At 48.5% G+C, this 24,399-nt stretch carries 25 protein-coding genes; 13 read left to right on the top strand and 12 right to left on the bottom strand.

All coding sequences use genetic code 11. From position 1 onward, the window contains the following. Nucleotides 1–5: 5 nt before the first annotated feature. Nucleotides 6–1,043, bottom strand: a complete 1,038-nt coding sequence (gene nadA / locus ACK5LI_RS11435) for a quinolinate synthase NadA (protein WP_416949384.1) — start codon at nt 1,041–1,043, stop codon at nt 6–8. Between the two features lie 4 nt (nt 1,044–1,047). Beyond that, the gene (gene nadC / locus ACK5LI_RS11430; protein WP_416949521.1) at nt 1,048–1,947 is read right to left on the bottom strand and encodes a carboxylating nicotinate-nucleotide diphosphorylase; all 900 of its coding nucleotides are present in this window, start codon (nt 1,945–1,947) and stop codon (nt 1,048–1,050) included. Nucleotides 1,948–2,105: 158 nt separating this feature from the next. On the opposite strand from nadC, the gene mgtE reads away from it, so the two are divergent. After that, the gene (gene mgtE / locus ACK5LI_RS11425; protein ID WP_416949381.1) at nt 2,106–3,506 is read left to right on the top strand and encodes a magnesium transporter; all 1,401 of its coding nucleotides are present in this window, start codon (nt 2,106–2,108) and stop codon (nt 3,504–3,506) included. Nucleotides 3,507–3,619: 113 nt separating this feature from the next. On the opposite strand, the gene ACK5LI_RS11420 is transcribed toward mgtE, so the two are convergent. Together ACK5LI_RS11420 and ACK5LI_RS11415 are read right to left on the bottom strand one after the other, a co-directional pair. Continuing rightward, entirely contained in the window at nt 3,620–4,306 is a 687-nt protein-coding gene (locus tag ACK5LI_RS11420; protein WP_416949379.1) for a queuosine precursor transporter, read from the bottom strand. Nucleotides 4,307–4,405: 99 nt separating this feature from the next. Next, nucleotides 4,406–5,869, bottom strand: a complete 1,464-nt coding sequence (locus tag ACK5LI_RS11415) for a diguanylate cyclase (protein WP_416949377.1) — start codon at nt 5,867–5,869, stop codon at nt 4,406–4,408. A gap of 191 nt (nt 5,870–6,060) precedes the next feature. Between ACK5LI_RS11415 and ACK5LI_RS11410 the strand changes: the two genes are divergently transcribed. Together ACK5LI_RS11410 and ACK5LI_RS11405 are read left to right on the top strand one after the other, a co-directional pair. Beyond that, nucleotides 6,061–7,719 (top strand): glycosyltransferase family 4 protein, encoded by a 1,659-nt coding sequence (locus tag ACK5LI_RS11410; protein ID WP_416949375.1) that lies wholly within the window; start codon nt 6,061–6,063, stop codon nt 7,717–7,719. 539 nt (nt 7,720–8,258) lie between these two features. Further along, nucleotides 8,259–8,831, top strand: a complete 573-nt coding sequence (locus tag ACK5LI_RS11405) for a glycosyltransferase (RefSeq protein ID WP_416949373.1) — start codon at nt 8,259–8,261, stop codon at nt 8,829–8,831. Here the strand turns inward: ACK5LI_RS11405 and ACK5LI_RS11400 are convergent. Further along, on the bottom strand, nt 8,818–9,525 hold the full coding sequence (locus tag ACK5LI_RS11400) for an esterase/lipase family protein (protein WP_416949371.1): 708 nt from the start codon (nt 9,523–9,525) through the stop codon (nt 8,818–8,820). The two genes, ACK5LI_RS11405 and ACK5LI_RS11400, sit on opposite strands and share 14 nt — an antisense overlap. A gap of 182 nt (nt 9,526–9,707) precedes the next feature. Between ACK5LI_RS11400 and ACK5LI_RS11395 the strand changes: the two genes are divergently transcribed. The 3 genes from ACK5LI_RS11395 (at nt 9,708) to ACK5LI_RS11385 (ending at nt 11,976) form a co-directional block, all read left to right on the top strand. Further along, a complete protein-coding gene (locus tag ACK5LI_RS11395) occupies nt 9,708–9,926 on the top strand; it encodes a hypothetical protein (RefSeq protein ID WP_416949369.1) in 219 nt (72 codons plus the stop codon). A gap of 160 nt (nt 9,927–10,086) precedes the next feature. After that, nucleotides 10,087–11,268: a hypothetical protein gene (locus tag ACK5LI_RS11390; RefSeq protein WP_416949367.1), complete on the top strand. Its 1,182-nt coding sequence runs from the start codon at nt 10,087–10,089 to the stop codon at nt 11,266–11,268. Nucleotides 11,269–11,385: 117 nt separating this feature from the next. Then, on the top strand, nt 11,386–11,976 hold the full coding sequence (locus ACK5LI_RS11385) for a hypothetical protein (RefSeq protein ID WP_416949365.1): 591 nt from the start codon (nt 11,386–11,388) through the stop codon (nt 11,974–11,976). Between the two features lie 54 nt (nt 11,977–12,030). On the opposite strand, the gene ACK5LI_RS11380 is transcribed toward ACK5LI_RS11385, so the two are convergent. Continuing rightward, nucleotides 12,031–12,585, bottom strand: a complete 555-nt coding sequence (locus ACK5LI_RS11380) for a MarC family protein (protein ID WP_416949519.1) — start codon at nt 12,583–12,585, stop codon at nt 12,031–12,033. On the opposite strand from ACK5LI_RS11380, the gene ACK5LI_RS11375 reads away from it, so the two are divergent. Beyond that, on the top strand, nt 12,557–12,679 hold the full coding sequence (locus tag ACK5LI_RS11375; RefSeq protein WP_416949522.1) for a hypothetical protein: 123 nt from the start codon (nt 12,557–12,559) through the stop codon (nt 12,677–12,679). The two genes, ACK5LI_RS11380 and ACK5LI_RS11375, sit on opposite strands and share 29 nt — an antisense overlap. A gap of 18 nt (nt 12,680–12,697) precedes the next feature. On the opposite strand, the gene ACK5LI_RS11370 is transcribed toward ACK5LI_RS11375, so the two are convergent. Continuing rightward, nucleotides 12,698–13,450, bottom strand: coding sequence for an SDR family oxidoreductase (locus tag ACK5LI_RS11370; protein WP_416949363.1), 753 nt, complete (start codon nt 13,448–13,450; stop codon nt 12,698–12,700). Between the two features lie 230 nt (nt 13,451–13,680). On the opposite strand from ACK5LI_RS11370, the gene ACK5LI_RS11365 reads away from it, so the two are divergent. The 6 genes from ACK5LI_RS11365 to ACK5LI_RS11340 all read left to right on the top strand — a co-directional run bounded on the left by ACK5LI_RS11365 (nt 13,681) and on the right by ACK5LI_RS11340 (nt 19,928). Next, entirely contained in the window at nt 13,681–14,433 is a 753-nt protein-coding gene (locus tag ACK5LI_RS11365) for a (Fe-S)-binding protein (RefSeq protein WP_416949361.1), read from the top strand. After that, nucleotides 14,426–15,868 carry a LutB/LldF family L-lactate oxidation iron-sulfur protein gene (locus tag ACK5LI_RS11360; protein WP_416949359.1) on the top strand — a complete coding sequence of 481 codons (1,443 nt, stop codon included), beginning with the start codon at nt 14,426–14,428 and terminating at the stop codon, nt 15,866–15,868. The genes ACK5LI_RS11365 and ACK5LI_RS11360 overlap by 8 nt, the downstream gene beginning before the upstream one ends. Next, nucleotides 15,861–16,520: a LutC/YkgG family protein gene (locus tag ACK5LI_RS11355; RefSeq protein WP_416949357.1), complete on the top strand. Its 660-nt coding sequence runs from the start codon at nt 15,861–15,863 to the stop codon at nt 16,518–16,520. The genes ACK5LI_RS11360 and ACK5LI_RS11355 overlap by 8 nt, the downstream gene beginning before the upstream one ends. 346 nt (nt 16,521–16,866) lie before the next feature. Further along, a complete protein-coding gene (locus tag ACK5LI_RS11350) occupies nt 16,867–18,204 on the top strand; it encodes an alanine/glycine:cation symporter family protein (RefSeq protein WP_416949355.1) in 1,338 nt (445 codons plus the stop codon). 279 nt (nt 18,205–18,483) lie between these two features. Next, entirely contained in the window at nt 18,484–19,305 is an 822-nt protein-coding gene (locus tag ACK5LI_RS11345) for a hypothetical protein (RefSeq protein ID WP_416949353.1), read from the top strand. A 281-nt stretch (nt 19,306–19,586) separates the two neighbouring features. Further along, on the top strand, nt 19,587–19,928 hold the full coding sequence (locus tag ACK5LI_RS11340; protein ID WP_416949350.1) for a PilZ domain-containing protein: 342 nt from the start codon (nt 19,587–19,589) through the stop codon (nt 19,926–19,928). 327 nt (nt 19,929–20,255) lie between these two features. On the opposite strand, the gene ACK5LI_RS11335 is transcribed toward ACK5LI_RS11340, so the two are convergent. The 5 genes from ACK5LI_RS11335 to ACK5LI_RS11315 form a co-directional block, all read right to left on the bottom strand. After that, nucleotides 20,256–20,879: a Fic/DOC family protein gene (locus ACK5LI_RS11335; RefSeq protein WP_416949347.1), complete on the bottom strand. Its 624-nt coding sequence runs from the start codon at nt 20,877–20,879 to the stop codon at nt 20,256–20,258. Beyond that, nucleotides 20,857–21,063: an antitoxin VbhA family protein gene (locus tag ACK5LI_RS11330; RefSeq protein ID WP_416949344.1), complete on the bottom strand. Its 207-nt coding sequence runs from the start codon at nt 21,061–21,063 to the stop codon at nt 20,857–20,859. The genes ACK5LI_RS11335 and ACK5LI_RS11330 overlap by 23 nt, the downstream gene beginning before the upstream one ends. Nucleotides 21,064–21,534: 471 nt before the next feature. Further along, the gene (locus ACK5LI_RS11325) at nt 21,535–21,735 is read right to left on the bottom strand and encodes a tyrosine-type recombinase/integrase (RefSeq protein WP_416949342.1); all 201 of its coding nucleotides are present in this window, start codon (nt 21,733–21,735) and stop codon (nt 21,535–21,537) included. Between the two features lie 736 nt (nt 21,736–22,471). Further along, nucleotides 22,472–23,482 (bottom strand): tyrosine-type recombinase/integrase, encoded by a 1,011-nt coding sequence (locus ACK5LI_RS11320; RefSeq protein ID WP_416949340.1) that lies wholly within the window; start codon nt 23,480–23,482, stop codon nt 22,472–22,474. 470 nt (nt 23,483–23,952) lie between these two features. Next, a complete protein-coding gene (locus ACK5LI_RS11315) occupies nt 23,953–24,387 on the bottom strand; it encodes a hypothetical protein (protein WP_416949338.1) in 435 nt (144 codons plus the stop codon). Between the last annotated feature and the right edge of the window lie 12 nt (nt 24,388–24,399).

The following is a 24,399-nucleotide window of genomic DNA, read 5'->3' as shown; positions in this document are numbered from 1 at the left end:
GCGTGTTAGGCGCATGCCTTCAGCATACGCTCGAGGGCAACACGGGCGTTGTCCTGCATTTCCATGGGAACCATAACTGGTTCATAGGTTCCGGCCTCAACAGCAAGCAGGGTGGAGGCCAGCTTTTCTTCAGTAACACTGTTCATGTGCGTACATGCGCTTTCCAGCAACGGCATGATGGTCTTTTTGCCCGCATACTGCTTTGCCAGACGCTCAACAAGGTTGATTTCCGTTCCGACAGCGATAGTCGCACCTTCCGGAGCCTCATCAACATATTTAATAATAAAAGAAGTAGAGCCGGCAGCATCAGACATGTGCACAACTTCCTGACTGCATTCAGGGTGCACCACGATACGAATACCATGATGTTCTTCACGCATTCTGGAAATCTGCCGCAGATTGAAGCGGGCATGAATAGCGCAGCAACCGGGCCACATCAGCAGCGTGGCTTTATCTGCGGCTTCAAAATCAATAGCGGTGCCGCCCTTACGAATATCCAGTATGTGGCGCCTATCCTCGGGCAAGCCCAGAATATCCGCTGTATTTGAAGCAAGATTTTTATCAGGAATAAACAGTACGGCATCCCCCTGTTCAAAAGCCCACTCAAGCATCTTTTTTGCGTTGGCAGAGGTGCATACAGAGCCGCCATGTTTACCCACAACAGCTTTTACAGCCACAGAGGAGTTCACATACGTAAGCGGAACAATACGCCGGCCACGTTCAGCAAGTCGTGAAAAAACGCTTTCAACGCGTTCGGCAGGAGCCATCTGGGACATCACGCAATTGGCATCCGGTTCCGGCAGATAAACTTTTTGTCCGGGCCGAGAAAGCAGTGCCGACGATTCTCCCATAAAGTACACACCGCAAAACACGATGTGTTCAGCTTCGACCTCAGCAGTTTTACGGGCAAGCTCTAACGAGTCGCCACGAAGATCAGTATGCCTGATCACCGTATCGTGCTGATAATGGTGCCCCATAATAGTGAGCTTTTTACCCATACGGGACTTGATTTCAGTAATTTTTTCAAAAGAAGGATTCGTCATAATTCTACTCGCTGATTCGCATGCTGAAGTCGGCAGAAGGAGCTGAATGAGTAAGCCTACCTACAGATATATAATCCAGCTTGCGACCGGACGCATCTGCTAGAGTACGGATAGTCTCCAACGTTACTCCGCCGCTTGCTTCAGTTTCAATATGCGCAGGGATGTAAGGCAGGGCTTCTGCCAGACCTGCAGCATCCATATTGTCCAGCATAATTCTGTCCACGGAACAAGAGACTGCCTCTTGTACATCCGCCACGGTCCGACATTCAACCTCAATCGGCGGACAAGGAGCGTATGCCGTACGTAAACGTTCTACCGCTGCGGTTATACTTCCTGCCAGATCAATATGGTTATCTTTCAGCATCAGCATTTCGGCAAGATTACGCCGATGGTTCAGGCCTCCGCCGATGATTACCGCATATTTTTCCGGATAGCGCAGCCCGGGCAAAGTCTTACGTGTATCAAGCAGACGTGTGCCCGAGCCTTCAAGCGCAGCTGCATAGCGTGCCGTAAGGTTGGATATGCCGGAAAGATGTGTCATAAAGTTTAAAATAATGCGCTCGGCTTTAAGCAATCTGCGCGCAGAGGCTTCCAGCCGGACCACCAGAGACCCGTTTGAAACACGGTCTCCGTCGGCGGCAAACGTTTCTACCGTGTAGTCGTCAAAACCGGCAGGTTGAGGATCGCGCTCAATGACCCGATCCATTATATATCGAACATACGTCAGCCCGCATACAATAGTGTCTTCTTTGGCCACAATCTGGGCCTTAAGTCGCTGTTCGGGCGCAAAAACCGCATTACTTGTCAGATCCGGACCATCTTCATCTATGGCCAGATCAATAGCGGATAACGTGAACTGCAACGCCTCACCGGTGAAAAAAAAGTTGATACTGCTCGTTGTCATGGGATTGTTAAGGTACATGCTACATGATAGAGGCACAATGCCTCTTGGGTATTGATTCTTGGGGTGTTACGACTCAGACCATTTTTCGTCAAGCGGTTCTCAAACATTTGATGGAAACATTGCGCTGCCAATATACAGCTTTCATAGGATAAAATCATATGACTGATGAAAATACCCACCACGAGCCTGAGCAGCGCTCAAACGATACAATGCAGAAGGACAAAGGAATCTCGGAAGACAGCCGCGAGCGTCGTGAGATTGCACTGCACTTTTGTCGTGAAGAAAAAGCGGAAGCAGAGTTTGCACACCCTGCAGACGTTGCAGAGCATATGGAAAACCTGTCGCTTGAGAAACAGGTTTGCCTTATGCAGCACCTTTCAGCAGAGGATGCGGCTGAAGCTCTAGCTGAAATGGACGAGTACTCCCGTACGGAGATTCTGCAGAACCTCGACTGGGATGAGGCCGCCAGTATTCTGGCGGAGATGTCGCCTGACGACGCTGCGGACGTTCTGGACGAGTTGGATGAAGAACTCAGTGACGCGCTGTTACGTTATTTTGAAGCCGACGACGCAGAGGAGCTGCGAACCCTGATGGCATTTGACCCCGACACGGCGGGCGGGGTCATGAACACGGAAATAATTATCCTCGATCACAACGTGACTGCAGATCAGGCGATTATGCAGATACGTCGTGAGATCGAGGATAAGGAAATTCCTTACTACGCCTACATCGTTGATGAACAGGAACGCCTTGTGGGTGTTCTTTCCTTGCGCAACCTGCTGCTTTGCAGACCCCGTACCCTGTTGAAAGATGAAGTCAGCGCACAGAGCCTGATTTCTGTTGTTTTTGACGCGGACAAAGAAGAAGTTGCTCACCAGCTTGCTCACTACAACTTCATGGCCATGCCGGTTGTTGATTACGAGGGACGGTTGCTGGGCGTTGTTACCTACGACGACATCATCGACATCATTCATGACGAAGCAAGTGAAGACATGCTCGGTATGGTTGGTGCCGGTCAGGACGAAACAACAGATACACCGTGGCTGGAGTCCGTCAAAAAACGACTGCCCTGGCTTGTCATCAACATGGCAAACTCTGCGTTCAGTGCATGGGTGGTCAGCCTTTTTGAAGGTTCAATCGCCACTATGGCAATCTTGGCAGTTCTTATGCCGATTGTTGCAAATCAAGCAGGCAATACCGGTCAGCAGGCGCTTGCTGTTATGATCAGACAGCTTGCGACAGAGCGGTTTGACAGAAAGAAGTCTTGGCTTGCCGTGTGGCGTGAAGCAAAAATCGGCATGTTGAGCGGGCTTATTGTAGGTGTTCTGGTACTGATTGCAGTATTCATGCTTACAAACAATCTGCTGCTTGCCCAGATTATGGCTACAGCACTGCTGCTTGATATGCTGCTGGGCGCACTGGCCGGCGCGTCAATTCCGCTTATTCTTAAGGAGCTGGGAAGAGACCCTGCGCAGGCTTCCAGCATTTTTCTGACGGCGATTACAGATGGTGCAGGCTTTTTCATCTTCCTAGGACTGGCAACAACGATTCTGCTATAGCCACGAGGGGCTTGAGCCACTTGCAGCTAGGAATTTCCACTAACAGACATATATAAAAAAGCCGGAGAGCATGCTCTCCGGCTTTTTTATCACGTACCTGCCAGTCACAACTGTTACCAGCGGGAAGTAGGATTTGCATTATGGATTCTTCGGGCAATGTACATGAAAGGAGTATCAAGCAGGGCAACAACCCCTTTGAAAATGTATGTTGTCAGCATGATTTCAAGAAGAATCGGAGTGGGGAAAACACCCCAGAAAGCAATAAGGCAGAAAACAGCAGAGTCGATCATCTGGCTGACAAGCGTACTTGCGTTATTGCGCAACCACAAAAAATGCCCTTCGGTTTTCTTTTTCCAGAATTCAAAAGCCCAGACATCATGCATCTGGGAGGTGAGGTACGCTGCAATACTGGCAATAGCCAGACGCGGAAGCACGCCAAATATCGCCGAAAGGTGCGGCTGTGCAAAATCATCTGCTGCAGGAGTGAACATCAGCGCAATCTGCATATAAATTGTGGCCATCACCACAACGGTGAAGCCCAGAAGAACACCGCGCTGTGCTTCTTTGCGCCCATAAAATTCACTCAACATGTCTGTAGCCAGAAAAACACCCGCATAAAGAATGTTACCCAACGTCGTCGTCATGCCGAAAAGCGTAACCGTTTTAAGCACCTGAATATTGCACAACAGCAGGTTGAAAACGATAATCCCGTAAATGCCAGCTCTTCCGAAAAAGCGAAAGAGAGCCAAGGCCAGTGTGAGATCCAGCAGCGCAAAGCCTATCCATAATATTTCGTTCAAAACTATACCTCCGGCAAATGAAAAGACAGAGCGCGTGGCTCTGTCTTTATTATGATAAGCTGAGATGCTGTATTACCGAAAAAGGGTCAAGTCAACGCTCTATTGAGCATGTTTAATCTTCTCCGAACAGCCGTTGGTAAAGGAGCAGACCACGTTTCTTCCGTTTGCTTTTGCAAGATAAAGTGCTGAATCAGCTTCCTTAACCAGGTCATCCCGCGAGTTTAATGCTCCAGGCCTTACACCGGTCAGACCAATGCTGATAGTCACCTTAATTGCTTGTCCATGGTGCCGGAAAGTTCTCGCCTCAATGGCTTTACGCAAACGCTCCGCAAGCACCCGAGCCTGCTTTTCTTCGGTATGAGGCAAAATGGCAACAAATTCCTCACCGCCATATCGGGCACAATAGTCTGTAGAGCGGATAGTATCGCGCAACAAGCTTGAAAGCTCACGCAAAATGGCATCACCTACCTGGTGGCCATAGCGGTCATTAATTTGCTTAAAGTAGTCAATATCAAGCATCATCAGGGTAAGGGGCAGACGGTATCTGCCATGCCTGTCAAGTTCATCCCTAAGCTTGCTATCAAAATGACGACGGTTATGCAGCTGTGTTAAACCATCATGGTCGGCCTGAGTACGCATCTCACTAAAAAGCAGTGCGTTTTTTACAGCCAGTGCAAGATGACGCATGGCCGAGTGGAGTACCTGCACCTGATCCTTACCCAGATTGCAATCATCCTGCGTCAAAAGGGCAATACAACCGACTGTTTCTGTACGCATCTTGAGCGGCAATAAAATGACTTTCCCCGGTTCCGGCGCATCAGTTGCTGGACCATCCCCCAACAATTCAACTTTGTATCCGGCGACAGGGCTTCCGCTCAGCTTGGCAGCAGCCTTAAGCAACATCTGCGACCACTCAAAGCCTTCAGGAGAATGTTCATTCACGCCAAGGAAAAGCTCTGCCTCAATGGAGTCTGCCTGCTGGGGAAGCCACAACGCAGCATGCAGCCCCTTCAGGGGAAGCAACATACCAAGGTCTTCACGGGCATTATTTAATATTTCAACAGGATCAAGGCTTTCAGCAGCCCGTGAAAGGAAGGTTACAATAAATTCAAGAATGTCATTCTTGCGGGCAAGCATCTCGCGCTCAAGGCATATCTCGCGCGTCATCCTGATGATATCATTATATAAGGTCTGCATTTCTGCAGCACGCAAAAAGACTTCGCGCACCCGCGACTCTATCAGCGGTGCATTCAGAATATCAGTGAATCCGGCATCCAGAGCTGCCTGCACATACTCTGGTGACACATCTTCTTCCAAAAGCAGGACGCGCGGAATAAGGTGCAAAAACTGCACGTCTGCGTCGGGCAAAGCGGAAATCTCTTCCCATCCTTGCTGTGAAATCCAAACGAGTGCGGGTTCTTCTGCATCAAGAGAAAGGTTATCAGGCAGCTGGTCATCCCAGTTATGCATGGCGCATCCGTTGCACGCTACACTTTCAAGAAAAACAGCGACTTCGGACTCCAGCTTGATTCCCCACATCATCAGCGGATTCTTATGGTTCACGTATATATCCTCCCCCCAGAGTAACTGGGTGATTCTTCATAGACGCCCATAAACATGCAAATAAAGATCCCCAAAATATATACATATCAATTTCAATGGATTACAAATACCAGCAAAAACACTAGCAGTAATCAAAGTCAAAAGACTGCCTGAGATTTGACATTCGTTAATTTCTATGTCTTTTCAGGATAATGCTTAACCCAACTTCATCCGGTCGCATCTGGGCTTCCATTCATCCTTTCATTGAAACTGGTGAAATAATGGGACGGAGTGTTGCGAATGCGACATTTCTACAGCAGCTTTTCAAACAAAACCCGTACGATGAATACCACTTTTTTTTACAAAGTGATTCGCACTGTACACAATTGCGGCAATGGGCAATGCGGGAAGCACCTGCGCTGTTCGAGTCCTGCAGGGTTCATATTGCAACAAGAACAAGCCTTCTTGATGCGATAACAAATAATAAATACCACTGTTTCCATCTCTCTGACTGCATTGTGGATGCGGCAAGTCTTTCCCGAGTACGAAATAAGTTCGCCTGCAATATTTTCCCCATCACAGGGGCAACTCATTCGCTAAGTTACTCATGGTACCCTTCCGCGTTTCTGGCGCATATGTGGCAGGGCACCTGCCGGCGTGACGCGCTTATTGCAACATCTCATGCCGGAAAAGCGGTCGTACGCAAAATGTATGACACTCTCGCAAACATGTACCAGCTTTCTCCAAGCCAGTTTATTGCACCCCGCATAGAGCAAATTCCACTTGCAGTATCTGATTCGCTTTTAAGGCATAGCGCGCAGGAAAGAGCCTCAATGCGGGCACAACTGGGACTTGCAGACACCCAGCGCATGGTGCTTATCACAGGCAGAGTTTCGCACTATTCCAAAATGGACGTAGTTCCTGTGTTAAGAGCCTTTCAGCGGTTATTTGCTGAGGGTATAACGCCTTCAAGCGTAATGCTGGTACTGGCTGGCTGGACGGATGAAGCCGACAACACTCCGCAGGCATTGTATCAGCTTGCGAAGGCGTTGAATTTGCCTTTTGCCATCGTCAACAGACCTGATGATGAAACCAGAAACACGCTGTATCAGGCTGCGGATATATACCTTTCTGCATCTGACAATGTGCAGGAAACTTTCGGTCTGACGATTCTGGAGGCTGCTGCAGCAGGGTTACCGGTAATCGCTTCTGACTGGAACGGATACCGTGATTTAGTTGTTCATGAACAAACGGGATTCCTGATTCCTACAATCGGTACTCCGGACTCCAGCGAGTCTGACACACTTGCAAGAGTTCTGTTTGATAACCAGTACCACCTTAATCTGGCCCAACAAACAGCTGTTGATATACCGGAGCTTAGCAGCGCACTGAAAACACTGCTGAAAAACCCTGAGTTGGCCCGCCAGATGGGTGAAGCTGGTCGAAACAGAGTTGCCGGCAAGTTTGTTTGGAGCAGGGTCATCGAACAACATGAACAACTATGGAACTCTCTGAGTACTGAACCTGTAGATGAACAAACATTGCGTTCAGCCGTGCATCCGCAACAGCTGAACTACGCTTCCATTTTTTCAAAACACCCGTCTGCCATTCTGGATAAAAATCAAACTGTTCAAACAAGCAGGGCAGGGCAGGCAGTATATCGAGGGCACGATCATCCGGTAATTTATCTGGCCATAGAAGACAGAGTGCCGCAGAACGCTTTACGAAGAGTGCTTTTCTCCGCCCGTAACCCCGTCTCGACAAAAGAATTGCTACGTAACCTCGCCGAGCTGGGACTCACCGGAGAACGGGCCTGGTTTTTAATTTTATGGGCACTGAAACAAGACCTGCTGGAGCGAAGCGACAGGTGAGGCATGTTCACACACACAGCTTGCTGTGCAGACGCGGAGGAGCAGCCAGAATTGCCACACTGATCCAGAATCAGTTGGCAACCGGTATATTAGCTAACAACCTGACGTTTACGCGTTCCGCAGAAGTTGATGACAGTGAAAGGGTTTTGCCTGAAGAAGGCTCCTGCCTGCAACTGGACATACAGCACCTAAGCTCCTGTGCTCAAAAAAATACTACCCTTCACCTGCACAGCACCCGTAACTGGGCGCTAGCTCTGGAACAAGCTCTCAACTTTTCTGAATGTTTTATCACGTTGCATGATGCCTCACTTCTGACAGGGGGCTGCCCATTTCCCATGGGCTGTAAAGGCTGGCTGGAAGGTTGCTATTCACCCTGCCCCCGTAAGTATCCTGATGCGCGGAGTCGCCAGCACCTGCAAAAAAAACTGCTTACAGCTCTTGCCCCGCGGCTTGTCAGCCCCAGTGGCTGGCTCAAACGAATGGCCAGACGTACACTTCCTCAGCTTTCATGCACTGTCATTCCCAACGGGGTAGAAGATATGCTTTACCCGCAAGGGAAAAAACAGGCAAAAAAGGAATCAGGGATCGCTGCTGACGCAAAGGTAGTTTTGTTTCTGGCCCATGGTGGTCAAAATGCTGCATATAAGGCTGGAAACAATTGGATTTCTGTATGGAAGCAGATTGAAAACTTTCCTGAAGTTCTTTGCATGATGGCAGGTGGGGATACGACAGAACAATATGGCAGGCTTCTCATTTTGCCATACCTTGACCGGACCAAGCTCTCATTGGTGCTTTCTGCCGCAGACATTCTTGTTTATCCGTCATTAGGGGACAACCATCCTTTGGTTGTACTGGAAGCGCTGTCTGCAAAAACACCTGTTGTTGCTTTTGCAGAAGGGGGAATCATTGAACAAATACAGCACGGGCAGACCGGGCTAATTACAAAGCCCGGAGATTGGAATTCACTGACTGCACACTGTAAAAGCTTGCTCAGAAGCACACATCAGCTGAAAACGATGGGAAAAAATGCGCGCAGTATATGGAAAAGCTCATTTACTGCAGAGCAAATGGTACTTGAATACCGTAATCTTTTTGAAGTTACTGACGAGTAGTGCGCCTTCCGGAAATTTTATCCAGCTCTTCAAGCAGCTCTTTAAAGCTCACTTTACTATACAGCATAAAAATATGGCTCACCGGAGTCAGCTCTCTTAAAGTCCAGCCAGCTGCGCGGGGTTTTAAACCTTCCATAGGAAGCACCATATTATCCATTCGAGAAAACAAAGCGACAGCAGGCACTGTTATTGACGGCTCATCCGCTTCCAGCTTGCGGATAAGCGCTCCTCTGAATGCCAAGCTGTGACACAAGCGGCCAAATCCCAGTCTGGCCAGCTTGCTGCCTTGATGAGGCGTACCGAACGTTATTACACCGCGAACCGGACTATGCGGGTTCATTTTCAACCACCCGCGGATAATTAATCCTCCTAAAGAGTGACCAATGAAAACCGGCGGGGTTTTAGGATACAACCGTTCAAGCTCTCTTACATGCTTGTCAAACTGCGCAAGCAGGGTGCTATAGTCCGTTCTCCAGCTTGAATATGAAAAAGCAAAAACATTGTCATACCCAGCAGCACGAAGCCTTGCCTTAATAAACAACCATGCCGAGGCGTTATGATACAGGCCGTGCACAAGCAAAATCGGAGGATTATCCGGGTTGACTGCAGCATTTGCACCACGAGGAAGCCAAAGCCGCCTGAAGTATGCTAACGGGTAAGAAATAAGAACAAGCAACTGTCCTGCCATACTCATGATAACGCCGCGGAAGATCAACGCCGGTATCAGAAGTTTTTGCTTTGAAGCACTCCGGGCATTTACAGCTTCATAGGAGTAGAGAAGATGCGAAGCTGTACTCACTGCAACGGATATGCCCAGTACAAGCAGAATAAAGCAGGTGATAAGCCAGAGCATAAAAAACTTAAGAAGATGTTGATATGACCTTGCCCGTCGTACCTTCAGGCACGGCAGACACATCAGCAGGTTGTGCCGGTGCCGGCATGGAGGAAAGCCCTGATGTTTCCAGTTCAAAATGCTTTTGCCCGAGAGCGCGCTGGATGGTGCTGGAGACTGACTTTGAAGTGCCTGAAAATGAAATGATGGATTGCCAGATTTGCGTTGTGGAAAGACTCATGATTTGCCGCACGGTTAACTAAGGCCCACAAAAATGCAAAGCAGACCTTTCAGTGATTAAAAAGGGTTAGAGTAGTGCCTCAAACTTGACCACCGCACAATAGCCCATTATGTACTGAGCAACAAGAGTGTTGCCGGAAGCTTTCCCCGCAGCATGTATTCCAACGTACAGGAAATAATATTATGCAGTTAACGTTCCGGGCAATTGCAGCTTCGGTTGCACGGTGTGCCCTGTGCTTTATCGCCTTTAGCTTTCTGACTTTTCTCGTCACATCACAGGCGGTAGCCGCTAACAAAACAGAAAAACAACTCGTTCCGCAAGATTCCGAACAAGTCCTTACCGTGTTGCTAAATGCGGTCTCCGCTCCCTCAGCCTCTATTTCTGCAGAAAACATTAAACCATTGCTCGAACTTGTTGTCGGCAACGTCAATACGCCTAACAATTTGCCCCAGCCGGAAAAACGCGATGCAGGCTCCGGCATTTTCATGCGTTCCACTATCAATGTTCCTTTCGATAAGTTTTTGGAATATTGTTACAATCCTGCAATTTCCCCCGCTGCACTTTTTCCGGCCAGCGTCAGACTGGGCTACTGGAAAGATGGAAGTGATATTCTGAAGGGCGTTAAGCTATGGGAAAAAGCAGAAAACCTTGATTCCATGGTGGTACTGCGAGGCTCGGAATACGAAGAAATCACTCCGGACCATTTCAGCGGCTGTTATTACGGGTACGACCTCAACAGGCTCGTAATCCTGATGCCCTGGAATAACAGAAGAGTGCTTATCAGCATCTCAAGACAGGCAGCACCCTCTACAATCGGCATGAAAGGGGCAATTGTCGGCGAAGATACCGACTGGGAATATGTGTATACGACAGAGGAAGGAGGCACAGCCCGTTCTATCGGCTGGATGGATACATATATGTATGATTCCGCAAGCGTCGCTTTCTTCTTTGATGACGAATCAGGTTCAGCTACCCACTATGCCATGTTCAAATGGCTTAAAGCCGGTTGGGCTGGTTTAAACGTGGTTAAAAAAAGCCACATAATTTCAGGCACTGAACGCTTCCTCAATGGATTCAAGGGTGTAATCGAATCGCCGGAACTTCCTTCTGCCGGGCAGCTGGAGGCATACATCAAAGATGTCCGATCTCAGGACGACAACGCCCAGATTGCCAGCCTTGCAGAGTACAGCGCAAAGCTGGAGGCTATTTCAAAAGAAGACGATATTCTCAAGCGTTCTGATTTTCAGGATGTGCTGAAGGGCGGCAGCTACGCCAGCACGCTGACTCCGGAGCAAAGAGTAAGCGTTTTGATAAAGCAGTTTATCAAACGAGAACTTGGAAAACCCGCTTTTGCCAGTCTATAAACTAAAGCCGCCTTCAGGCGGCTTTTTTTATGGAACAAAATCTTTGCAAAGAACACTCAGGCTGGCTAGAATTCCTCACTCAATCCATTTCCCGATACCATTCCACCGGAGAATCTGATGAAAAAAATGCTACTGCTCACTTTACTCCTTCTGCTGTCCGGCTGCGCAGCAGGAGGCAATATTCCCAACGGTCAGGAAGAGTTGTATACGCAAAAGGCTCTGGGAGCATCTCAGAAAGTATACACGGATGTTACGCAGGAGCAGGTGCTTCAGGCTGCTGAAAAAATACTGCTGCTGGCTGATCCGGAAGACACTATTGTCAGTCAAAGGCGGGATGGAATTTCAGCCAAACGCGAATTTTTCAGATATCTCATTCTTTCTGCCTCTACAGGTACAGACTACTGGACTGTAGCCGCAAAACAGACAACTTCCGGCATTGCAGTACAAGTGGCCGCAACGGCGGAACAAGCTTATGTATTAGGTCCCGAGTCAGGCAGCAGACCAGTTGCTGACAACTCTATTCTTGAAAAAGACATCATTGCCAGCGAAGCTCTGTATTCACTTTTTTATGAACGACTGGACTATCTTCTGGGCAAAAAAAAACAGTGGCTTGATTGTTCTGCAGCCAAAGATGTCATGAAGAAAAAACAGTGGCTCGGAGACATAGACCTCCTGTGCGGGAGAGGCACCTCTGATGCACGGCCCTGAGAACTGAAGAAGGTGATAAAAAAGCCCGCCAGAACAAACTGGCGGGCTTTTTTATCATTGATTCATAAAGTTTCGTATCCCTGTAAAAACTATCTGTGCAGACAAAGCCGCAAGAATCAGACCTGTAATTTTAGTAAGAATGGCAAGCCCGGTTCTGCCCAGAAGCCGCTCTATGGCAGGAGCCAGATAAAAAAGGATGCCCAGCCCCATAATGGCAGTAACAAGCGCAAGGCTGCCAATCAACCGTGTAGTTGTGCCTTGCATTGTCGCTCCCATAACAAGCAGAGTACCAATAGTCGCAGGGCCGACTATAATCGGCATCGCAAGCGGAACCACGCTGATATCACCATCACTGGCAGTGGAAACACCGGCTCCCGGTCCGCGGATAAGGTTAACCGCAGATAAAAAGAGGAGCGCACCGGCACCTATTCTGAATGCATCCAGAGTTATGCCGAACAGTGAAAAAATGATTTCGCCAAAATGAAACAAAACCATTGAAATAATAACCACTGCGGCGATACAGCGCAGCGCAAGTCTGCGTTGCTGGCTCCGTTCCATGTTCTCGGTAAAGGCAAGAAACATGGTTAATCCAAAGAAAGGTGTCAGCAAAAAGAAAAATTTAATTGCCGTTGATACAAATAAGTTTGTAGCGTCCATAAAACTCCCCCAAAAAAAAGCTGCGGGGGAAACCGCAGCTTTTTAGTCCAAAAAAGTATAACGGTTATTCCCGAAACACCGAAAGCGGCGCCCACGATTGACACGTAGGCATGATTTCAAGTGCGTTTATATTAACATGCACAGGCAAACTAGCAACCCACCAAATCGACTCCGCGATATCTTCCGGAGTCAACGGTGCTGTGCCTTCATATACCTTTGCAGCTTTTTCAGCATCACCACCAAACCGCACAACAGAAAATTCGCTCTCTGCAAGGCCTGGTTCAATATTCGTAACGCGCACTCCGGTACCATGAAGGTCACAACGAAGATTGCGGGAAAACTGCTGAACGAAAGCCTTGGTGGCACCATACACGTTTCCACCAACATAGGGCCAGCTGCCTGCAACTGAGCCAAGGTTTATTACATGACCGCTTTTACGCGCAACCATGCCGGGCAAAATTGCACGCGTACAATGAATCAACCCTTTAATATTGGTATCAACCATAGCGTCCCAGTCTTCGGTATCACAGGACTGTGCCGGCTCAAGTCCAAGAGCCAGTCCTGCGTTGTTTACGAGGACGTCAACTTCCCGAAAGCCTTCAGGTAACGAATCCACAGCACGCTCAAGTGCCTCTTTATCCCGCATGTCAAAACAAAGTGTATGAACCCGTTCTTGCCCGTACTCTTCGGCAAGGGATGCAAGGCGATCCGCACGACGCCCCGTCAATACAATGTTCCACCCGAGAGAATGGAATTTTTTGGCGCATGCAGTGCCAAATCCAGAAGTCGCGCCCGTAATAAATGCTATTTTTCTCATACTGCCTCCATTCTCGAAACAATCAAAAGTCAGCTTAATACAACTAGCCGCAGGGTAATACTATGCCCTAGGTCAAGGAGCAAGATTTATAGATAACAAGCCATTTTGCGGGGATATCGACACAGGGTGCCAACTATGGTAATTTTACAAGCAAGTTCAATCAGGCTTCAATCACGTATTGCAACCATCTGCAATTAAAGGTTTAGCCACCAAAATGCAAAGGGAAGATTATGAGCACTTACCCTGATCAGATTAAAACAGTGTATTATTTTGGTACCTGCCTAGTTGATATGGCGTACCCACAAGCAGGTATGGCAGGCATTAAACTTTTACAAAAACAAAATGTTGATGTCATTTTTCCTTCGGCACAATCATGCTGCGGACAACCGGCGTATAACTCCGGATTTCCCAAAGAAGCGATGGCTGTTGCCTTAAAGCAGATCGAAGCTTTCTCCAAGCATGACTATCCTATCATTGTTCCTTCCGGTTCTTGTGCAGGCATGATGAAGCTTCACTATCCTGAACTATTTGCAAATCATCCAGATTACTATGAAGTAAAAAAGTTCTCTAACAGAATATTTGAGCTTGGTGATTTTTTACTGAATGCGCTTAACGTGCAGTACGAAGATAAAGGCAGCTCCATCAAAGTTACGTGGCATTCGTCCTGTCATGCCAAAACAGAGATGCGTGTTACAGAACACGCGAAAACGCTTTTACGCCAGTTTAGTAATGTAGAGTTAGTAGAATTGGAAAATGAACATGAATGCTGTGGTTTTGGCGGTACTTTTTCCATCAAGCAGCCTGAACTGTCGGGAGCGATGGTTCAGGATAAAATTGATGACATCTTGAAAACAGGAGCTTCCCGCGTCATCACAGGTGACTGTGGCTGTATGATGAATATCGTAGGCGCGATGGAAAAGAAAAATATGGACATCAAGGGTCAGCATCTTGCTGAGTTTATCTGGGAGCGCATCCATGGCTAGCCAAAAAAACTTCGATTTTGCCGCCCAAATTCATGAAGCGCTTAATGATCAGCAGCTCAGAAGCAACTTCAAGTTTGCCATGGGCACCATGATTCAAAAGCGTAAGGCTGTTTTTGCCGACCCCGAAGAAACCGCGGCTTTACGCAAAGCCGGCAATACCATCAAGCGCAGGTGCCTTACAAAGCTGCCTGAACTTCTGGAGCAACTGGAAGCAAAGTGCAAAGCAAACGGCATAAAGGTGCATTGGGCAGAAACAACGGACGAAGCCAATAGCATTGTTCTGGATATCATGCGCAGTCATGACGCAACAAAGCTGGTTAAAGGCAAGTCAATGGTTTCAGAAGAAATGCACCTGAACCACTTCCTTGAAGAACGCGGCATAGAGGCTCTTGAAACAGACCTTGGTGAGTTTATTATCCAGCTGAATAATGAGCCGCCTTCACACATTATTGTTCCTGCCATTCACAAAAACAGAAAGCAGGTTGCTCAGATTTTCCATGAAAAGTTGCCCGATACACCTTACGTGGAAGAAGTGGAAAAGCTGAACGCCATTGCCAGAAAAACACTACGTGAAAAGTTTCGAAACGGTCAGGTAGGGCTTTCAGGCGTTAACTTTGCCGTGGCAGAAACAGGCACTCTTGTCCTTGTAGAAAACGAAGGGAACGGCCGCATGTGTACTACGGTACCACCTGTTCACATCGCCCTGATGGGGTTGGAAAAGGTGGTAGAAAAAATGGAAGATGTTCCGCCGCTGCTTCGCTTGCTGACCGGCTCTGCAACCGGCCAGATTGTCACGACGTACGTCAACATGATCACTTCTCCCAGAAAAGAGGGAGAAAAAGACGGTCCGAAAGAAACCCACCTTGTGATTCTTGATAACGGCCGGTCAAAAATGCTGGCAGATAAGCAATTGCGCCAGACTCTCCAGTGCATCCGCTGCGGAACCTGCCTTAACCATTGCCCCGTGTACACCCGTATCGGCGGCCATGCTTACGGCTCTGTGTATCCAGGCCCTATCGGCAAAATTCTTACGCCGCAGATTGACGGCCTTGATATAAAAGGCGCGCTGCCCACGGCATCAAGCTTGTGCAATGCCTGTCAGGACGTCTGTCCGGTTATGATTCCCATTCCGGCAATTATCCGGAGAATGAGAGATGAAAGTTACGACAACTCGCCTGAAAACCATGCAGAAGGCATCATCAAGGGACACGGATATAAAAAGAATATTATCGAAGCAATAGTCTGGAAAGGTTGGGCTGCCGTATACCAGTTGCCATTCCTGAACCGCTTTGCACTGCGCATGCTTGGCAAATTCGGAAACAAGCTGCCGAAAGTAGGTCCTCTCAAGGCATGGACCAGCGTGAGGACCGCTCCCAAATTCGCACCAAAGAGCTTGCATGACCTCGTAAAAGAGGAGGGCATTCGCAATGACTAGTCAGGCAAAAGAACACATTTTAGACAGATTAAAGGCTGCCTCTGCAGACGTGGGCGTTTATTACCCCCAAAGGTATGACTGGAAGCCTCCTGTATTCACACCTAAGGAAAGGGCAGAGCGCTTTGTCAAGTTGCTGGAAACAATGAAAGCGCAGGTTGTTCCGGTTAAGAAAAAAGAAATGCTTTCTTCGTTACGAGCCCTGTTGCAGGAAAAAAATGTCAGCAGACTAGCCTATGGCGCGGGCTCAAAGCTTGCCAAACAGCTGGAAGCCTCGTGGCGGCAAAACAAAGCCGAGACAGAGCTTGTACCCATCGTAGGCTCTGCCGAAGAATTCAGGGATGAGCTTTTTGGTATTAATGCGGGCATCACATCTTCACTCGGTGGCATTGCAGATACGGGAGCCATTATAGTCTGGCCGGACAAGCATGAACCGCGCCTCCTTTCTCTGGTGCCCCCCTTGCATATCGTTATCGTAGAAAAAAGCCAGATATACTCTTCATTTTCAGAAGTTATCGAAATGCAGAAGTGGCCGGAAAGCATGCCCACAAATGCTCTTTTGATTTCCGGCCCGTCAAAAACTGCAGACATTGAATTAATTCTGCAATTCGGAGTGCATGGCCCCAAAGAGTTACTTGTCCTGCTGGTTGAGTAGCCACAAAAAACCAATATAAGCCGGAGGCAAAAAGCCTCCGGCTTATTCTTTTCCAGTAGTTACCTGTGCCAAGTCTGGCAACCACCTTATATCATGGCCTGTAACCTCATCTTTTTGATGACAAAAATTAGCATTTTTGGCAAAAAGAAGTACTGAGAGCGACCCACTTTAGTGTTTTCTTATAACGACATACCAATCATATCTTGCAAAAACGTCACCCATGAGGCATTACCGCATGAAGTGGCACGACACTTTAGTTATAGTGCGCTACTACTTATGACGCCGCATCCTGTCGGGGGATGCATCATTGCTCTATGTGTACCTTGAATAGGAGGAGACTACCGGTATGCAAGATTTTCTTAACTTGATCGGCGGCTACGTATGGGGTTGGCCCCTTATGGTACTTTTGGTCGGCACAGGGGTGTGGCTGACCTTGCTGCTCAAAGGCCTTCAGTTCACCAAGCTGGGTTATGCGCTGCATCTGGCCCTTATCAAACGGAAAGAAGAAGAAGGCGAAGGGGATATTTCCCATTTCCAGGCTCTGATGACCGCGCTTTCTGCTACTGTCGGTACCGGTAACATTGCCGGGGTTGCCACAGCTATCTTCATCGGTGGCCCCGGTGCTCTGTTCTGGATGTGGATGACCGGCCTTGTGGGTATGGCAACCAAATACGGTGAGGCTGTTCTGGCTGTTAAGTATCGTATTCAGGACGAAGACGGCACCATGAGTGGTGGCCCTATGTACTACATTTCCAACGGACTCGGATGGAAATGGCTGGGCTCGCTTTTTGCCTTTTTTGCAGCTGTTGCAGCGTTTGGTATCGGCAGTATGGTACAGTCCAACTCTGTAGCAGACGCCATTGACCATAGCTTCGGCATTGCTCCTGAAATTACCGGTATCACGCTGATGGTATTCACCGCTTTCGTTATCATCGGCGGTATCAAAAGTATCGGCCGTGTGACTTCTGTTCTCGTGCCCGTCATGATCGTCCTTTACATGGCCGGTTCGATGGTTATCCTTGCACTGCACGCCGACAAGATTCCCGGCGCAATCGCCATGGTCATCGAATATGCATTCTCGCCCGTTGCTGCCAGCGGCGGCTTTGCCGGTGCTGCTGTGATGCTTGCTATCCGGATGGGTGTTGCCCGTGGCCTGTTCTCTAACGAATCCGGCCTTGGTTCCGCTCCTATCGCTGCGGCAGCAGCCCAGACCAACTCGCCTGTGCTTCAGGCTCTCGTGTCTATGACTCAGACCTTTATCGACACGATTATTGTTTGCTCCATGACCGGTCTGGTAATTCTGGTCACCGGCGCGTGGACATCTGGAGAAAACGGTGCGTCCCTGACATCCTACGCTTACTCTCTGGGACTTCCCGGAAGTATGGGCGGCCTGATTGTTACCATTGGCATTATCCTTTTTGCTTACTCCACAATCCTTGGCTGGAGCTACTACGGCGAAAAGTCCATCGGCTACCTGCTGGGCAGCTGGGCTGTTAAGCCTTATCGCTGGCTGTTTGTGGTCTCTGTAGGCTTAGGTGCTGTTCTCAAGCTGGATATGGTATGGACAATTTCTGACATATTTAACGGTTTGATGGCGTTCCCCAACCTTGTTGGTCTGATTATGCTGTCGCCCGTTATTGCATCTGAAACAAAAAAGTTTTTTGCTAACATGAAGAACAAATAGACACAAAGAACCATGAACCAGCTAAGGGCCTCAGTTGAGGCCCTTTTTTTTGGGGAGGAGCAAATGTTGTCATTTTTGACAAAATAATCTTTGCACAACGTTGCAGGTCTAGCCAGATGCCGAGGCAGTATTATATCTTGTCAACGCCGCTTTTAGTTTGAGTTTTGCAAGCTAGAAGAGTAGAGAAGTATCCACACGCACAGATTGCTGCATTTTCAACTACTTTCACATTTCGCAGCACAACCTCTAAAGCTTGGCATCCACACTAAGGAGGACTGAATGCAAGAAAACAGCGCCGATACCGGAAACGACAAACGTCGCTCCATGGTCGGCACCCTGCTTAGCGATAGGGAAAAGAAATCGCTGCTCGCTTATATTGCAATAGGAATCATTCTTGTGGAATTTGTAGTGACAGTGGTCGCTATACTGCACGGTGTCACAAACATCCAAAAAATGCCTGATGGCACAGTAAGTTACGAATTCCCCTGGAAAGCCTATATAATCGGTTTGTTTATCGCGCCAGTTGCGGTCATGTTCATTACGCAAATGGTAGGAGTCTGTTTTTCCAGACTTATGGGTGGAGACTCGACAGAGCAGGTAAAGGAGCAGCTGCCGAAACGTCTGCGGCGCTGGCTGACTATGGCTCAAGGGTTACCCACTCTGATCCTTCTGGGCGGTTTACTGCTGCTAGGAGGTTTGCTGTACAAGCTTGACTCTATCATGGCTGCTCTTGTGAGCTTTGGCACGGCTGCAATGAAAATAGCAATGTGGGTTGGAATAGCTGTGTTTGTAGCATGGCTGGCCAGTTATTTTGCTAAGCTTTTTCTGATGTATAAGACAAGAAAATTGCAGGAAGAATACGCCTTCCGCCGTGAAGTTCTTGAAAAAACAGGAATTGCCATTATCGATGATAAAACCGCGTTAACTGCGGACGGCAAACTGATAAAAGCGCTAGGCAGCGAGCACACCGCGACAGAAATTACCCCTGTCACAGCGTTGGGGGCATCTCGTAAAAGTCTGCCTCAGGGTACGTCTTCCGAACCCAAGCAGAGTGGCGATGATACGATAGATATTTCCCCTGACTCCTCAAAAAACTCATAAGCTAAACGCCTCAATCGAGGCGTTTTTCTATTTTCAAGGCCTTCACTCAAATTTTTTCTCAACAACCTTCGTCACACCTGCATTCATAACCCTCACTCACCTTTTTCAAAACTCGGGTCTATGTGCTGCTTCCTGTACTCAATAACGTCAGCCCGCATTATTTTTTAGTTTATAGCAATTGAAAAGTAGCCGGACCGCACCTATCTTAATAGTAGAATATTGGCCTGAGCGTCAGGCTATCTTAAATTGCCAAACCCCAAAAAAGGCGAGGGGAGGTTGTTATGGAAGATCGCAGAAAGTACGACAGAGTGTATCTGAGTGAGTACGATTACGACTACCCATGCTACATTCAGTATGGCGATGCAGAGTACTCAGTCAAACTGCTTGACATCAGTCAGGGAGGAGCGCGGTTCTACATGGAATACGGTCAGATGCCCGCGTATCAGTACAGCCAGGGAACAATAATGCGCATGGCTGAGAACTCACCGTATTACATGAAAAATGTCAGCTACAACGTTGCATGGCAGTATGGAAATGAATTTGGTGTAACCTTCAGCCAGCCGCTGTCAACAAGCTACACTGCCCTGCAGCAGGACATGGCGCCACATTACTATTATGATTAACGCCCCCATCCTCTACGCCTCCCGCTAGCCAAGTCCGCAAAAGAGAAAAGCTAAAGCTGCCCCGAACAGGGCGGCTTTAGTTATAAAAAATACCAATCCGTTTTCAATCTTTCCAAACCCCTACGCACTGATGCAGCAGTCCATAAGCTACCTTTAGTTATTCAGGGCGGCAGCGATGGTCCTGAGCGACGCACTAGGGCCTGCATTCATGATGTCTTCGAGGTAGGGTTTCATTCTTATAGTGCACTCGCCGCCTTCGACACTACCGCCTTACGTGCTTTGAGGCAGTTCACCACCACATAGGCGTGTACCCGAATTCAAACGACTTTACGCCCACGGTGCGCTTTTACCTTGATCCCGACCGCAAGGTGTTCTGGCAGCGCCTGATAAAGCCACGCCCCAACAGCGGCGGCAAGGCGCGCTTTTTTGGCGAATACAGGGGCATGGTAGCCAACCACCCTCTAGTATATCAGAGTTCAGATCATATCCGGCATTTTCGGCAAGCAGAAACAAAAACAACCGGATGGTTCTTCCGTTTCCTTCTCTGAAAGGATGGATGGCGTTGAGTTCACTTAAATGAAAAGCTGCTCGTTCTGCAAAGGTGTCCGGATCAGTCTCCGCAAGGCATCCTTCATTTGCTAACGCGCCAAGCTGTGTAGCTAATGACCACTCAATAAACTGAGGCGCGCAAAAAGGAGAGTTTCCCAGACTTATATGAACATCACGTATGGTGCCTGCCCATGTGTACACGTCCTGAAAAAGATGACGGTGCAAAGCTAAAAGGTGTGCGGTATCAAAGTTGCCTTCTGGGGCGGGCTGGGTAGAACGGATAACACCAAAAACAAGCTCAGTCCGTTTAAGCTCATCAGCATTACGAATGCCAAGCTTATTAACCAGAACAGAAGAGTCCGGATACGTGTAGTGGTCGTTATCCGCGTACCGTTGTGACATTGGTGGGTAAGGTATGCTGCAGCATGGCAGTCATTTGCTCGACATCGCACTCTAGCTGGATGCACAGTTCAAATGCTGCGGCCATCTCGGGCGACAGGTGAAGACCTTCAATAGCAAATGAAGCTTTGGCAAATTTGTAGCGGCGCAGCATTTGTTCACGCTGCGTTGTGGGCCGTTTCTTCATAGTGCACTGATTAGGTGTCGTGGTGTTCATACTAAATATCATAATACCCACAGCCACAAAAAGCAATGAAGCTTCCTGCTAGCCACGTTCCTGCATCTCCACACCCACCAGAAAAATCCGAACTCTCCTTCCCCCGCCTTGCCGGTTTTTGGATCATTTTTGTGCAATAAAGAAGGGCATGCAAACAGGGCCGGAGATAAGGCATGGCGCGGGTTAATGCAGAGTAGGGGCTTTTGCACTCTGTGCAAGCTTTTGCAAAATATTGCAAAGAATGCAGAACGCTGATGTGGAGCGAAAAAGGCGGAAAGCAAGAGGGCGTGCGGAGACTACATACTTTTTTAGTGCAAAGCCAACGACCAGTGATGAAAAATGCATCGCTGCTTCGGCTTGTTGAGGGGTGTTTTTAGCTAGAATGGCGGGGAGTTGCTTGTACGCGAGTGAAAGGCTTTGCTTTGCACTGGTATGGCGCTGCTATGATTCGGCTAGGCTATCCAGCAGGTCAGCCCATTCTTGCATCACCTTGCGGCGTTCATCCAGATATTGCGTTCTGTGATAAGCCGCTCGAACTTTGTTTGTCTCGACGTGGGCAAGCTGTCTTTCTATAATGTCAGGGTCGTACCCCTGTTCATTCAGCAGCGTAGAGGCCATGGCCCGAAAGCCGTGGACCGTCATTTCGTCTTTGCCATACGCCGGATAGCAGCATTTGCCGTATTGTTCGACATAGGGCGGGCAGCAGAGCGGAGGGACGGAAAAACAAGGCGACCATGCCCCGAAATAGGTTGAGCGGCTTTCAACACATTCAGTGCTTGATAAGACAGCGGCACCAGATGGACGATTACAGATATTCAAGTAACTGACCTTACAGCAGGGGATTTATACAATCCTTCTGATCTAACTCATTATGACAGCACAGACACCCCGATACGGCGTGTATATCTTGGTTGGGTGGAAAAGTACGGCGGCGTAATTACTGATGTGCATTGCTACAGTCTGTATCATACCGCAATACTTCCTGTCCGCAATGGTAGTGAGGTTAGTGTTAACTCTTATTATACTCAGCCGACACCTTATCCTGTATCTGAGGCAACGGATGCGCATGTGCGTCTGTATTCACCACGTATATCGGATTGGACAAAACCTAATTGGATTTATGTCTCTACTGCTGGAAGTGCCCAAGGTACTAACAGTGGTCGAATTGGTGATAACATCGTAGTACAGACAGCCGTTAGTCGGATTATGGGAGATTATGCTGTTGCAGGTAACCTTGCAGGCCCAGCCGCATCTGATTTGACCACCGGAAGGTGTAAAGTCATTGTAACTAGGGGGTATTAAGATGCCAGTATATGCAATAGTAGGACAATCAGCGCAATATGAGATGTCTGCCTCACAAGCACGAAGGAGGACAGACCTAATCCGTATGGAGACAGAACGCCCCAGCGATGAGCATGTAACCCAGCCGTCGCAGGGCCGCGTTAACGGTGTTGCTGCTCATGGGGCGATCAGCAGTACGTTGTGAAGGAAAAATGTATCGCCCACGGCCTGATATGAGGTGCACGTTTTTCAATATTCCTATGGACTGTTTTGATAACGGGACAATATGCTCCCGCTTCATTTTCATTTTTTCAGCGGGAATAGCCCACATTGCCTCATCAAAATCAATCTCTGACCATTCTGCTTGTCTTATTTCGCCGGGACGGCAGAACGTGTAGGCGTGCATAAAAAGGGCGTATTGGGTGATTGCCGCACCGGCATAATCTGATATTGCCCGCATGAGTGCGGCAGCTTCTTTGGGAGTTGTGATAGCGGCAAAGTTCCCCCGAATGACTGGAGCCAGTGCCCCCCGCAAGTCTCTGGTTGGGTCACTTTCAATGATGCAAGACGCTACTGCATACCGAAAAACCTGAGAACAAATGCTCATGGTTTTATGTGCAGACTCGCGTACACCACGTGCTTCCATAATTTTGATAGTATCCAGAATATCCACGGGTGCTAGTTCGGCAATAGAACGATTCCCAATGTATGGGAAAACATTACCTTCAAGACGCTGAATTACGGTTCTGTAGTGGGAGTGTGCCCACTTCTCTTTATTCAGTTCCAGCCAGTTATGTGCAATTTTTTGAAAAGTTGGCCCGGCATCAATGGTCATTGCCAAAGGGCTTTTTTTCTTCTTTTCAACACTTGGGTCTTTACCTTCTGCAAGCAGGTCTAAAGCACTGCCACGGGCACTTCTGGCCTGCTTTAGAGAGATCGCAGGGTAAACACCTATTGAAAGCTGCTTCTCTTTTCCATCAAAGCGATATTTTAACCGCCAATACCTTTTTCCATTTGGATGCACCTCTAAATAGAGACCATGACCATCAAAGTATCGTTTCCGCTTTTCTTCTGGTTTAAGCTGCTTAATTTTTATTTCTGTCAGCATGGCAGCCCCCGTGCTATTTGTCTGGGGGGACTTTTTGCTAGGGGGACTTTTTTGTCCCCCCAATGTCCCCCCGTTTTGCCTGAGCTGGTATGATACACAGGGACACTACAAGAGACAAGTTGAGACAGGAAACCCTTGAAAACCAAAGTCCCCCGACACATCGTGATATGTCGGGGGACTTCTAGAAACAGGGTATTGGTGGAGGGAACGACGACCTACAACAAAACAGTCTCAAAGCCCGCGCCCCTCGTAACTCCTTGATAATAAACGCCGAAGTCATCTCACGCAACCACTTCCCGACAACCCGACCAGAGAAACGAATTTCTCCCCTGATTTCCCGTCACCGGACGAGGGTGACGGGTTTGCAGTAAAACCGGATACCTGGCGCTGAGCCGCAACAACTTCGAATCCGGTTTTCGGACGCCGGTTCGGTTCCCAAAACGGGAATCGAATTGGCCAGACCTGCCTTGCTAAGATTGGATCAGCATCCGCTCCTCAGCATGGTCAACACGCCACTCCTTGCCTCGGTCATCGGTCAGGATCACGGTGAAAACGGATCTGCCAATCGAGGCAGAACGGCCGTCCTCTGAATAGTCATCGATCCCGAAGTGGGCAGAAAGAACGGCCGTGGCTACAGCTCCAGGTGGTGCCAATTGCTCGAAGTTTCTGAAGAGCGTTCTCTGACACATCCCGGCAAGAATCCGGTTCCTCTCAATGTCGAAATCAGCGGGTTCAATTCGCAGTTCCAGGAGGTCAATTGTCACCATCGGTAACCGGTGGTGGTATGCCAGCCAGGCATAATGCTGAGCCGAGCAGGCAAACATATGAGCGATGCCGCTGGCGAAGCTATTGATATGCTTGCGACCCAATTTTTTCTGCTCGAATGGCGTATCTGCCGTTTCCATTGATCAATCTCC

Source organism: Oleidesulfovibrio sp., assembly GCF_047973035.1.
GTDB lineage: Bacteria > Desulfobacterota > Desulfovibrionia > Desulfovibrionales > Desulfovibrionaceae > Oleidesulfovibrio.
This window is presented reverse-complemented; position numbering and strand designations above follow the sequence as displayed.